Source organism: Microbacterium sp. PAMC22086 (genome assembly GCF_019443525.1).
Taxonomy (GTDB): Bacteria; Actinomycetota; Actinomycetes; order Actinomycetales; family Microbacteriaceae; genus Microbacterium; species Microbacterium maritypicum.
Map to the genome: position 1 here is coordinate 2,050,248 of NZ_CP080380.1, position 12,732 is coordinate 2,062,979.

Here is a 12,732-nt window from a genome sequence, read left to right on the forward strand (position 1 = left end):
CCACCCTAGGCGCGAGTGATCGGGAGGAGGTCGGCGAACCGGCCCTGCGGATGGCAACCCGCGTTAGCGTGGACTCATGACCACTGCAGCCAAGGCCCAGACCCTTGTCGGACTCTATGACGCACCGGAGATCCTCCGCGTCGTGAATGTGTGGGACGTCGTCTCCGCACGGGCGGTCGCCGCTCTCCCCGAGACGAAGGCGATCGCCACGGCCGGCCACGGCATCGCCGCGTCGTTCGGGTATGACGACGGCGCCACCCCACGCGAGATCATGATCGACATGGTGGGTCGCATCGCGGCTGCCGTCGCGGTGCCGGTCTCGGCCGACCTCGATGACGGATACGGCGACGCGGGCGAGACCACGCGCCTCGCTATCGGCGTCGGGGTCGTCGGCGCGAACATCGAGGATCGCCTCAAGCCGCTCGACGAGTCCGTCGCCGCTGTCGCAGCGATCGTGAAGGCGGCGGAGGACGAGGGCGTCCCGTTCGCCCTCAACGCCCGCACCGACGCGTTCGTGCGCGCCGGAGGGCGCCCGGTGCCGGAGAGCATCGCCGACGCCATCCAGCGCGGTCGGGCGTACCTCGACGCGGGAGCGACGGCTGTGTTCATCCCCGGCATCCTCGACATGAACGTCACCCGTCAGCTCGTCGAGGGCATCGGAGAGCGCAAGGTCAGCGTCATCGGGCTCCCCGGTGCCCTCGCCGCCTCCGAGTACGAGAAGCTCGGCGTCGCGCGCATCTCGTACGGGCCGCTGCCGCAGCGCGTCGCGTTGACCGCGCTGCAGGAGCTCGCCGCCGACCTCTACGCGGGCGGTGTGGTCCCGGGAAACCTTCCGGCGCTGAACTGACACGGTCGAAGACGAGTGACCGCGGCTCACTAGACTTGCTCCGTGGTCACTCGTCTTTCGAACTTCTTCCTCCGCACGCTCCGTGAAGACCCTGCAGGCGCAGAGGTCGCCAGCCATCGGCTGCTGATCCGGGCCGGATACATCCGCCCGCAGGCCGCCGGCATCTTCGCGTGGCTGCCACTGGGGCTGCGCGTCAAGTCGAAGATCGAGACCGTCGTCCGCGAGGAGATGGCTGCTGCCGGCGCGCAGGAGGTGCACTTCCCGGCTCTCATGCCGCGTGAGGCCTACGAGGCCACCGGCCGCTGGGACGAGTACGGCGATCTGCTCTTCCGTCTTCAGGATCGCAAGGGAGGCGACTACCTCCTCGCGCCCACGCACGAGGAGGCCTTCACCATGCTGGTGAAGGACCTGTACTCGTCGTACAAAGACCTGCCGCTCACGATCTACCAGATCCAGGACAAGTACCGTGACGAGGCGCGCCCCCGGGCGGGCCTGCTCCGCGGCCGCGAGTTCACGATGAAGGACGCGTACTCCTTCGACTCGTCCGACGAGGGTCTCGACGCCAGCTACCAGGCGCAGCGCGACGCGTACGAGCGCATCTTCCAGCGGCTCGGACTCGAGTACGTGATCGTCCAGGCCGACGCCGGCGCCATGGGCGGATCCCGCAGCGAGGAGTTCCTGCACCCGACACCGGTCGGAGAAGACACCTTCGTGCGCAGCGCCGGTGGATACGCGGCCAACGTCGAGGCGTTCACCACTGCGGTTCCGGAGGCGATCGCCTACGACGCCGACGCGACCCCGGTGATCTTCGATTCCCCGGACACGCCGACCATCGAGACGCTGGTCGTGCACGCGAACCGTGAGCTCGAGGGCGAGTACACCGCGGCCGACACCCTCAAGAACGTCGTGCTCGCACTCACGCACGTCGACGGCACGCGCGAACTGGTCATCGTCGGCATCCCCGGCGATCGCGAGGTCGACGAGAAGCGCGCCGAGGTCGCCTTCGCGCCCGCCGAGGTCGAGACGGCGACCGCCGACGACTTCGAGAACAACCCGCTGCTCGTGAAGGGCTACATCGGCCCCTGGTCGCCCACAGGGGCGGTGCTCGGCGAGGAGTCCGCCACCGGGATCCGCTACCTGGTCGACCCGCGTGTGAGCGAGGGCACGAGCTGGATCACCGGGGCGAACATCGACCAGAAGCACGCGCACTCCGTCGTCGCCGGACGCGACTTCGCCGCCGACGGCGTCGTGGAGATCGCGAACGTGCGCGCGGGGGACCCGGCGCCCGACGGCTCGGGGCCGGTCGAGCTCGCGCGAGGCATGGAGATCGGACACGTCTTCCAGCTCGGCCGCAAGTACGCCGAGGCCCTGGGGCTGAAGGTGCTGAACGAGAACGGCAAGCTCGTCACTGTGACGATGGGTTCGTACGGCATCGGTGTGACCCGCATCCTCGCGATCATCGCCGAGCTCAACAACGACGACAAGGGCCTCATCTGGCCGGCGTCCGTCGCGCCGTTCGACGTGCAGGTCGTCGCCGCGGGTCGCGATCAGGTCGCGTTCGAGGTGGCGGAGAGCATCTCCGCGCAGCTCGAGGCCGCGGGACTCGACGTGCTCTACGACGACCGCCCCAAGGTATCGCCCGGTGTGAAGTTCGGCGACGCCGAACTCGTCGGCGTCCCGAAGATCGTCATCGTCGGACGTGGGGCCGCCGAAGGCCAGGTCGAGCTGTGGGACCGCGCCACGGGGGAGCGTGACGCGGTCAACGTCGACGAGGTCGTCGGGCGGCTCTCCACCCGCTGAGCCCGTGCGGCCGCGTCGTCAGCAGACGATGCGGCCGTGGTTCATGATGTCGTCGTCAGGCGTGTCGCGGGTGACGAGGGACTTGAGCGCACCCGCAGCGAGCGCGAGCCTGCCCTTCGCGGGTTCCCAGAACTCCGTGACCTTCGGGGTCACCTTCAGAAGCGCGATGCCGGGAGTGTCGAGGCCGTCGGCGAACCAGATCTCCAGAGACGCGGAGTAGAGCTCCTCCATCTTCGCGCGGTCATGCACGACCTCTGCCGTTCCCGCGACGGACACGTAGCGCATACCCTTCGCATCGCAGTAGGCGAGGCCGACGTCACGGTGCTTGCGCGCTTCATCGACCTTCTCGGTGTCTTCGGAGGTGAAGAACCAGATGTCGCCGGCATCGTCCATCTGCCGGGTCGACATCGGTCGACTCACGAGGTTGCCGTCGTCGTCGGTGGTGGTGAGCATCGTGATGTCGATGTCCTCCACGAGCTCGGCGACGCGGGCGAGGGCTTCGGGTCCTGTGATCTCGGTCATGGCATCAGCGTGCCGCCTGCCGTGGTGGTGGTCACGGGCATTGACACCGTGGCGGTGCCGTGACAGGGAGGTGCCGGCGTCTCGCAGCGACACCCCGGCGTTGCGGCCCGCGGTCGCACCGTCGCATGACACCCTGGTGACATGATCGACGAACCACTCCCCGAGGCCCTCAGCTCCGAGATCAACGCCGTGCTCGACGACGCGGGAGTGCACGCCGATCGACGATTGATCATGCGCATGGTGCGCACGGCGATCCTGCTCGGCGTGGACGGTGCCGATCGTCTCGACCTCAAGATCGCCTCGGCGGCTCTGGCTGAGATGCGCGATGCGTTCCGGCTGTTCGCGCCGTTCCGCGGAGTCCCCAAGGTGACCGTCTTCGGATCGGCCCGCACCCGGCATGACGATCCGCTCTACCTCACGGCTCGCGATGTGGCGGCGGCCCTGGCGGGCGACGGCTGGATGGTCGTCACGGGTGCCGGACCCGGCATCATGCAGGCGGCGTCGGAGGGAGCGGGCCCCGCTCTCTCGCTGGGCGTCTCCATCCGGCTGCCCTTCGAGGAGAAGCCGAACGGCTTCGTGACCGGTCAGGACCACGTCGTCGCGATGAAGTACTTCTTCACACGCAAACTCATGCTGATCAAGGAATCGCGTGGATTCATCTGCCTTCCCGGCGGATTCGGCACTCTCGACGAGATGTTCGAGCTGCTCACCCTTCAGCAGACGGGGAAGGCCGAGCCGACCCCCATCGTTCTCCTCGACGAGCCCGGGGGCACCTTCTGGCAGGGTCTGCGCAGCTTCATCGACGATCACCTCGCTCCGACCGGGGTGATTTCGGAGGGTGACTTCGACCGCGTCGTGATCACGGATTCGGTGGAGGCGGCGCGCGCGGAGATCACCGGGTTCTGGCACAACTACGACTCGTTGCGGTGGGTCGGCGACGCCTTGGTGCTGCGCCTGAAGGCCGTGCCGACGGATGACGAGATCGAAACGCTCAACCAGCAGTTCGCCTCGATGCTCTCGACGGGCCGGATCGAGCGGACGGCTCCGCTGCAACCCGAGGTCGCCGACGACGACAAGCTCGACCTGCCGCGTCTGATCCTGCACCTGGATCAGCGGCAGGTGGGCAACCTGTTCCGGCTGATCGGAGCGATCAACGCGCTTCCGTCTGCTCCCGCGCGGTGATGCGGGCCGCGAAGTCCGTGAGGTCGACGGGGCGATCGAGGATGCGCTCCGCGGCCCGGTGCCCGGAGTAGAACGCCGCACCGACCGTTGCCGGTTCGTCGCCCCAGGTGGCTTCGCCGGCGAAGTGCAGTACCCCGTCGACGGGCCCTGCGAGCACGTCGTGGTCGTGATGCGTGGAACCCAGTGCGAGGTGCGAGTAGGAGCCGTTCGAGAACTCGTCCTCACCCCAGCGGGTGACCCAGTGGGCGAGCGGCTCGCCCACGGCATCCGGGTAGAGGACCCGGAGCGCACTCACCGCGTCGGCGACGATCTCCGCATCGGGAAGCTCCTGAATACGGCGACCGAAGGGTCCGGCGGCGAAGGTCAGCAGTGTCGGGATGCCGCTGACGGCGGAGACGTCGTACCAGGAGTGCCAGTGCTCGCCGGCCTCGCCGAGGGCACGGATCACGTAGGTCCCCTCGTTCCAGAAGCGCTCGGGGAACTGGACGAACACCTTGTTGAAGACGCCCATCCCGAGCCGGGAGACGGGGCCTGCGACCGCGTCGGGCAGTGCCGGCTCGAACGCGATCGTCCCCGCCTTGAGCACCCCGAGGGGCACGGTCACGATCGCCCTGGCGGCCCGGTACTGCGTCTCGCCCGCGTGCACGACGACGCCGTCGCCCGACCGGCTCACCCGCGTCACGACCGTCTCCAGGCGCACATTGAGGCCGGAGCCGATGCGTCGGGGCAGTTCGTCGTACCCGCGGGGGAAGATCACCTCGTCGCCCTCGATCGCGTCCTCGTCGAGGCCATGGGCGTCGAGGTCGCCGATCCAGGCGCCGCACTGCTCCTCGACCCGATGGCGGAAGAACTCGCGGATGTCGTCGATGCGCTCCGGGGCGAATCCCGACCGGTCGAGGGCACGCTCGGTCACATCCAGGTAGGTGTCGCCGGGGGAGGAGGCGGCGATCTCCTCCACGAGCAGACGATCGGCCATGTCGACGTCGGCGATCCACTGCGCGGTGGCCCCCTCGTCCATCGGATGCCCGTCGCCGTCGAAGTTCTCGATCGGGCGCCCGCCCACCTGGAAGCTGCCCACGGTGTATTCGATCGCCGGGATCCTCAGCGCGTGGACGAGGTTCCACAGAGGCGAGTCCTCGATCCCATGGATCCACGACGCGCCGAGGTCGACCGGGAATCCGGCGCCGCGGTCGGTGTGCATCCGACCGCCGATGCGGTCGCGTCCTTCCAGGACCACGACGCTCTGGCCCGCGTCGGCGAGCATCCGGGCGCTCGTGAGCCCCGACATCCCGGCGCCGATCACGATCGTGTCGAATGTGCTCACGTGCTCCTCCTCGAGCGGCTCCCGTATCCCGACGACGCCGCCGCCGTGCGGGAGCCGGTGGGCACAGGGTATCGTGGTACGGATGTCGCGCGTGCGAACAGGCGCGACGAGAGCTGAATAGAGAGGCCGTCATGGACATCGAACTGAGTCTGCTGCGAGGGATCGAGAAGGAGAAGGCGATCCCCTTCGAAGAACTCGTCGCCATCATCGAGCAGGCGATCCTGACCGCGTACTCCAAGCACGTCGCCGCCGACGGCGTCACGCCCGAGGGCGTTCGCGTCGACCTCGACCGCAAGACCGGCCACGTCGCCGTGCTGCAGGTCGTCAAGGACGAAGAGGGCGCGATCATCGGCGAAGAGGACGCCACGCCGGACGATTTCGGGCGTATCGCGGCCTTCGCCGCCAAGCAGGTCATCAGCCAGCGTCTGCGCGACATCGCGGACGACGTCGTGCTCGGTGACTTCAAGGACAAAGAGGGCGACATCGTCGCCGGCGTGATCCAGCAGGGTCCGAACCCTCGCATGATCCACGTCGATCTCGGAGCCGTCGAGGCGATCCTGCCCCCCGAGGAGCAGGTGCCGGGCGAGGAGTACACCCACGGTTCACGCCTGCGCGTGTACGTCACGAGCGTCGCCAAGGGACTCAAGGGCCCGCAGATCACCGTCTCCCGCACCCACCCGGGGCTCGTGCGCAAGCTCTTCGCGCTCGAGGTGCCGGAGATCGCGGCGGGACTGGTCGAGATCGTCGCGCTCGCCCGCGAGGCCGGCCACCGCACGAAGATCGCGGTCAAGGCGAACGACCCGTCGATCAACGCCAAGGGCGCCTGCATCGGCGAGATGGGCCGTCGCGTGCGCGCCGTGACCGAGGAGCTCGCGGGGGAGAAGATCGACATCGTCGATTACGACGCCGATCTGCCGACCTTCGTCGCCCACGCCCTCTCGCCGGCGAAGGTCACGAGCTCCTTCGTGCTCGATGCCGGCACCAAGGCCGTCCGCGCCCTGGTGCCCGACTATCAGCTGTCGCTGGCGATCGGCAAGGAGGGTCAGAACGCGCGTCTGGCCGCCAAGCTCACCGGTGCGAAGATCGACATCCAGCCGGACAGCGTCCTCGACTGATCCCCTTCGGCCTTCCGCCGCGCCCGGGAACGGGCGAGGCGGGGTGAAACGCAGGTGTAAGATGGAACCCGTACGAACGTGCGTCGGTTGTCGCACGCGTGCTCCCCGCTCCGCCCTTCTTCGGGTGGTGGCCCAGAACGACACCCTCATCCCCGATGAGAGTGCTGTCCTGCCGGGGCGCGGCGCGTGGGTGCATCCGACACCTGATTGCATCCAGGCCGCTCTGCGGCGACGAGCTTTCGGACGAGCACTGCGTGTGACCACTCAGCTGGACACACGGACCTTCGAACAGCACCCACCAAGAAACAAAGGCTGAACAGCTATGGAAACAAAGTGAACGGCTCGAAATGAGACCCGTCCGCGACTAGTGGTCTGCCCTGTCTGGGTGGACCGACTCAGACAGGAGAATTGTGGCTGGTAAACCACGCGTACATGAGATCGCCGCCGAACTCGGCGTCGACAGCAAGATCGCACTTGCAAAGCTCAAGGAACTCGGCGAGTTCGTGAAGAGCCCGTCTTCGACCATCGAACCGCCGGTGGCGCGCAAGCTGCGCGCGGCGATCGAGGCCGACAGCTCGCTCAAGGGCGCAGCCCCCGCCGCTCCTGCGGCGAAGCCTGCCGCGGCGTCCGCGACGAAGCCCGGTACGGGCTCCGCTGCCAAGCCGGCGCCGACCCCGGGTCCGAAGCCTGGTCCCAAGCCTGCCCCGGAGGTTCCGGCCCCCGCGGCGCCCGCGCCTGCCGCGCCCGCTCCTGCCCCCGCGGCAGAGGCTCCTGCGCCGGCAGCCCCGGAGGCATCCGCGCCCGCTGAAGGCGGCGCACCCACCCCCGGCGCTCCGCGTCCGGGCAACAACCCCTTCTCATCCGCGCAGGGCATGGGCCAGCGTCCGGCCGGTCCCCGTCCGGGCAACAACCCCTTCGCGTCCGCACAGGGCATGGGCCAGCGTCCGACGCCTGGCAACATCCCCCGTCCGCAGGCTCCGCGTCCCGGCGCACCCCGTCCGGGTGCACCGCGTCCCGGCTCGCCTCGTCCCGGTGCACCTCGCGGTGGCCAGGGCGGTCGTCCCGGTGCTCCGTTCCAGCAGCGTCCCGGCGGCCCCGGTCGCCCCGGCGGTGCCGGTGGACCCGGCGGTGCCGGTGGTCCCGGAGCACGTCCCGGTGGCGGCGGCGGCTTCGCCGGTCGTCCTGGTGGCGGCGGCGGTCGTGGCCGCGGCCCCGGCGGTGGTACCGCAGGTGCCTTCGGTAAGGGCGGCGGCAAGAGCAAGCAGCGCAAGTCGCGGCGGGCGAAGCGGCAAGAGTTCGAGATGCGGAGTGCTCCGGTCGTCGGTGGCGTCAACGTCACCCGCGGTAACGGAGAGATCATCCGCATGCGTCGCGGCGCATCGATTGCGGACTTCGCCGACAAGATCGAGACGCTGACCGGCTACACGGTGCAGCCCGGAACCCTCGTGACGATCCTCTTCAACCTCGGCGAGATGGCCACGGCCACCGAGTCGCTGGACGAGGCGACGTTCGAGGTCCTCGGTGCCGAGCTCGGCTACAAGATCCAGATGGTCTCGCCCGAGGACGAGGACAAGGAGCTCCTCGAGGGCTTCGGTCTCGACCTCGAGGCCGAGCTGGAAGCCGAGAGCGAAGACGACCTCGAGATCCGTCCCCCGGTCGTCACCGTCATGGGTCACGTCGACCACGGTAAGACGCGACTGCTCGACGCGGTCCGTCAGACCAACGTCATCGAGGGAGAAGCCGGCGGCATCACCCAGCACATCGGTGCCTACCAGGTGTGGACCGAGCACGAGGGCATCGAGCGCGCCATCACGTTCATCGACACCCCGGGTCACGAGGCGTTCACCGCCATGCGTGCCCGTGGTGCGCAGGTCACCGACCTCGCGATCCTCGTGGTCGCAGCCGACGACGGCATCATGCCGCAGACGGTCGAGGCGTTGAACCACGCGCAGGCGGCGAACGTGCCGATCGTGGTCGCGGTGAACAAGGTCGACAAGCCCGACGCCAACCCCTCGAAGGTGCGTCAGCAGCTGACCGAGTACGGCCTGGTCGCCGAGGAGTTCGGTGGCGACGTCATGTTCGTCGACGTGTCCGCTCGTGCCGGCACCGGTATCCAGGAACTGCTGGATGCCGTGTTGCTCACCGCCGACGCTGGTCTCGACCTCACCGCCAACCCGAACAAGGGTGCTCGCGGTGTCGCCATCGAGGCGAAGCTCGACAAGGGCCGCGGTTCGGTCGCCACGGTGCTGATCCAGTCCGGAACGCTCCGGATCGGTGACGCGATCGTCGCAGGCACCGCCTATGGCCGCGTGCGTGCCATGGCGGACGAGAACGGCGAGCAGGTCCTCGAGGCCTACCCGTCGCGTCCGGTGCAGGTGCAGGGTCTGAACTCGGTGCCCCGTGCCGGTGACGTCTTCATCGTCACCGAGGAAGACCGCATGGCCCGCCAGATCGCTGAGAAGCGTGAAGCAGTCGAGCGCAACGCCCAGCTGGCCAAGGCCCGCAAGCGCATCTCGCTCGAGGACTTCACCCGTGCTCTCGAAGACGGCAAGGTCGAGTCGCTCAACCTCATCATCAAGGGTGACGTCTCCGGTGCCGTCGAGGCCCTGGAGGAGTCGCTGCTCAAGATCGAGGTCGATGATTCGGTGCAGCTGCGCATCATCCACCGCGGTGTCGGTGCGATCACCGAGTCCGACGTGAACCTGGCGACGATCGACAACGCGATCATCGTGGGCTTCAACGTGCGCCCCGACACGAAGGCACGCGAGCGTGCCGCCCGTGAAGGCGTGGACATCCGCTTCTACTCCGTCATCTACAACGCGATCGACGAGATCGAGAGCTCGCTCAAGGGCATGCTCAAGCCGGAGTACGAAGAGATCCAGTCGGGTGTGGCCGAGATCCGCGAGGTGTTCCGCTCCTCGAAGTTCGGCAACATCGCCGGTGTCATCGTGCGATCGGGAACGATCACGCGCAACGCCAAGGCCCGCGTCATCCGCGACGGCGTCGTGCTGGCCGATGGCCTTGCCATCGAGTCGCTGCGTCGTTTCAAGGACGATGTCACCGAGGTCCGTACGGACTACGAGGCCGGTATCGGACTCGGAAAGTACAACGACATCCAGATCGGTGATGAGATCGAGACGACCGAGCTCGTCGAGAAGCCTCGCGGCTGATCAATTCGAAACACCTTCGGGCGTCTCCCTCTCCTGCTCCTTCCGGAGCACGGAGACGGGGGACGCCCTGAGGGTTCCTGGACAGGGAGAGAACAATGGCAGGCGAAAGACAGGCCCGTCTCGCGGATCGAATCCGCGTGATCCTCGCCGAACGGCTGGAGAAGGGGCTGCGCGACCCGCGCCTCGGCTTCGTCACCATCACCGACGTCCGCGTGAGCGGCGACCTCCAGCACGCATCGGTGTTCTACACGGTGCTGGGCACGGAGGAGGAGCGCATCTCCAGCGGTGCGGCGCTCACCTCGGCGACCGGAATGCTGCGCAGCGAGGTCGGACGGCAGCTGAGCACCAGGCTCGTGCCGACCCTCGAGTTCATTCCCGACGCGCTTCCGGAGAACGCCGACCACATCGGCGCGCTGCTGCGTGAAGCGCAGCAGCGTGATGCCGATGTCGCCAAGCTCGCGTCCTCGGCTTCCCACGCCGGCGACGCCGACCCGTACCGTACCGACGACGACGCGGAGTAAGCGCCGTTTGATACGCTCGGCTTCGCGGGACGGCGTCCCGCGAAGCTGAGGGGGATCGGCATCGAGGGTGCGAACACGTCTGGGGGGCCGTTTATCGCGCCCGCTGCCGTCGGGCTCCTCCTGGAGCAGCTGCTCGAGCAGGATCTCGGTTGCGCGCCCCACGTGCTCGCTCGCCTCGCCGATGATCTGGACGCGGACGCGGCGACGATCCGTGAGGTCGTCCAGCGGTTGACGCCGGATCAACGACACGGTCTGCGCCCGGCGCCGACGCCCCTGCCGCTGGTGCCTGCGATCGCGCAGAGGTTCGAGGGAGTGGCATTCGACGAACGCGATCGCAGGCTGCTTCTCGCACTCGCCGTGTGCCTGGACGATGCTCTCGATCCGATTCTCGAATTCGATGGGCGCTCGGCGGCCGAGGTCACCTCCGCCCGCGTCGGTGCCCACCTCGCCGTGCACGCCGGCCGGGTGCGCTTCATCGACGCCCGACTAGCGATCTGGCTGCGGGCGACCACCAGTGCGGCAGAGACGGCGGCGGTGCACGGGCGACTGAGCGCGGTCTTCCGCCGTCGCGGCGAACGAGTGAGCGCGGACTGGCATCGGGCGCGGGCGTCGCTCGAGGCAGAGCCGACCACCGCGCCGGAACTCACCCTCATCGCCAGGGAGCTCAGCGAGGCGGGGTACCCGGATCGTGCGTTGCTGCTCGCCAGGGAGGCCTGCGAGCATGCGGTGGGCGAAGACCAGGACGAGGCGCGCCTCGTCGCCGGCGCGTCGGCGGTGGGCGCCGGGTTCGCTGCGGAGGCGGCCGCGTGGCTGGGGGCACTGTACCCGCACGGTACCGAGCGATACCGGTTGGCAGGTCTGGGGGCGCTGATCGTCGCCCAGACCGTCGTGCAGGGTGCTGTTCCCGAGATCGATCCGACGTCGCTGCGGCCGGAGACACCTGACGAGGACGACTGGCATCACTGGACCAGGGCGGCCGCCCTCGCCGCGATACTCTGCGCCGAACGCGGCGACCGTCGCGGTATGCGCACGTGGCTCGACGCGCTCCGCGATGGCGCATCCCGGATCGGTGCCGAGCATGAGCTGAGGGATCCCGTGGTGGCGCTGAGCTGGCTCCTCGTGGGGGACCACGACATCGAAGAAGTCGCGGGGTCCGGCCCGGTGAGCGGCGGGATGCTGCGCACCCTGCGCGCCGCCGTGGAGGGGGACGTCGATCTGGCGCTGCGTCTCATCGCGACCGACGAATCGGCGTTGTCCGGCGAGCCCGACCCGTTCGTGCCGGGATACGAGCACAGCCCGGTCGTTCAGGCGTATCGCGCCGTCGTCGAGGTACTGCTGCTCGTGTGGCGGGGCGACATCGGTGTCGCGCGGGACCGGCTGATCCAGGCGGCGCTCTCCTTTCCGATCGCGATGCCCTTTGCCGGATTGGGAGTGGTGCTCGCCAGACGCCTCGACCTGGCGGTGCTCGGCGAGCTGGGACCCTTCGCCCGATCACTCACCGTCGCCCTGCCCGGGGGAGCGAAGATCGACCTCCTCGTGGACCGCGGCATCCAGTCATTCCTCGCCGGCTCGTTCGACGATGCCGCCGCCACGGTTCGGCTGTGGTCCGATCTCGGTGGGCCGCAGACCACGATGGCGGTACCGGGTTTGGACGAGTTGGCCTTCATCTCTGCCGGTCGCACCACGACGGAGGCGTCCATCGAGCCTCCGGAGATCGCGCTCGCCCAGCGCCTGCGGGTCCGTGTCGCGACGGCAGGCGACGGGCGGTGGCGTGCCGAGAGCGATGAGGTCCGCGACATCGCACGCACGTTGACCTCGCCGTTCGCCAGGGCGCGAGTGGAGACGATGCTCGGAACACAGCATGCGATTCGCGACGATCACTCCTCGGCGAGGATCCACCTCCAGTACGCCGAACGGCTGTTCGAGCTCTCGGGTGCGACGGCGTGGGCGAGGGCGGTGCGCGGCAGACTGGATCGGCTCGAGGCGAGAGAGGGGAGCATCGTCTCCTCGGTCGGCGCTCTCTCCGCGTGCCGCGCGGCCTGGTCGCCTCAGCTCACGGCGCGCGAGCTGGAGGTGGCGATGCGCGCGGTCGGCGGTGCGGCGAACCGCGAGATCAGCGAAGCCTTGAACGTCTCCGTCCGCACCGTCGAAGTCCACCTCGGCCGGGTCTTCACCAAGCTCGGCGTGCGGAGCCGGGTCGAGCTGACTGTGCTCGCCCACCGCACAGAGCAGCACCTCTGAGCCGTCGCGC

At 68.7% G+C, this 12,732-nt stretch carries 10 protein-coding genes; 8 read left to right on the forward strand and 2 right to left on the reverse strand.

The window, feature by feature from the left end; translation table 11 throughout:
* Nucleotides 1–76 precede the first annotated feature (76 nt).
* Together KY497_RS10235 and KY497_RS10240 are read left to right on the forward strand one after the other, a co-directional pair.
* The gene (locus KY497_RS10235) at nt 77–847 is read left to right on the forward strand and encodes an isocitrate lyase/phosphoenolpyruvate mutase family protein (protein ID WP_141386383.1); all 771 of its coding nucleotides are present in this window, start codon (nt 77–79) and stop codon (nt 845–847) included.
* A 42-nt stretch (nt 848–889) separates the two neighbouring features.
* Nucleotides 890–2,647 (forward strand): proline--tRNA ligase, encoded by a 1,758-nt coding sequence (locus KY497_RS10240; RefSeq protein ID WP_219868981.1) that lies wholly within the window; start codon nt 890–892, stop codon nt 2,645–2,647.
* Nucleotides 2,648–2,665: 18 nt separating this feature from the next.
* On the opposite strand, the gene KY497_RS10245 is transcribed toward KY497_RS10240, so the two are convergent.
* Nucleotides 2,666–3,169 carry a pyridoxamine 5'-phosphate oxidase family protein gene (locus KY497_RS10245; protein ID WP_141386381.1) on the reverse strand — a complete coding sequence of 168 codons (504 nt, stop codon included), beginning with the start codon at nt 3,167–3,169 and terminating at the stop codon, nt 2,666–2,668.
* Between the two features lie 141 nt (nt 3,170–3,310).
* Here KY497_RS10245 and KY497_RS10250 point away from each other — a divergent pair, with 141 nt between their 5' ends.
* On the forward strand, nt 3,311–4,351 hold the full coding sequence (locus tag KY497_RS10250; RefSeq protein ID WP_218682280.1) for a TIGR00730 family Rossman fold protein: 1,041 nt from the start codon (nt 3,311–3,313) through the stop codon (nt 4,349–4,351).
* Here the strand turns inward: KY497_RS10250 and KY497_RS10255 are convergent.
* Nucleotides 4,320–5,675, reverse strand: coding sequence for an FAD-dependent oxidoreductase (locus tag KY497_RS10255; protein WP_141386379.1), 1,356 nt, complete (start codon nt 5,673–5,675; stop codon nt 4,320–4,322). The genes KY497_RS10250 and KY497_RS10255 overlap by 32 nt on opposite strands.
* A gap of 131 nt (nt 5,676–5,806) precedes the next feature.
* Here KY497_RS10255 and nusA point away from each other — a divergent pair, with 131 nt between their 5' ends.
* The 5 genes from nusA (at nt 5,807) to KY497_RS10280 (ending at nt 12,722) form a co-directional block, all read left to right on the forward strand.
* Nucleotides 5,807–6,790, forward strand: coding sequence for a transcription termination factor NusA (gene nusA, locus KY497_RS10260; RefSeq protein WP_055868799.1), 984 nt, complete (start codon nt 5,807–5,809; stop codon nt 6,788–6,790).
* A gap of 61 nt (nt 6,791–6,851) precedes the next feature.
* Nucleotides 6,852–7,106, forward strand: a complete 255-nt coding sequence (locus KY497_RS10265) for a YlxR family protein (protein WP_081603931.1) — start codon at nt 6,852–6,854, stop codon at nt 7,104–7,106.
* Nucleotides 7,107–7,200: 94 nt separating this feature from the next.
* Nucleotides 7,201–9,960 (forward strand): translation initiation factor IF-2, encoded by a 2,760-nt coding sequence (gene infB / locus KY497_RS10270; protein ID WP_219868982.1) that lies wholly within the window; start codon nt 7,201–7,203, stop codon nt 9,958–9,960.
* Nucleotides 9,961–10,055: 95 nt separating this feature from the next.
* Nucleotides 10,056–10,481 carry a 30S ribosome-binding factor RbfA gene (gene rbfA, locus KY497_RS10275; RefSeq protein ID WP_021199404.1) on the forward strand — a complete coding sequence of 142 codons (426 nt, stop codon included), beginning with the start codon at nt 10,056–10,058 and terminating at the stop codon, nt 10,479–10,481.
* A 162-nt stretch (nt 10,482–10,643) separates the two neighbouring features.
* Nucleotides 10,644–12,722: a helix-turn-helix transcriptional regulator gene (locus tag KY497_RS10280; protein ID WP_219868983.1), complete on the forward strand. Its 2,079-nt coding sequence runs from the start codon at nt 10,644–10,646 to the stop codon at nt 12,720–12,722.
* The last annotated feature ends 10 nt before the right edge of the window (nt 12,723–12,732 follow it).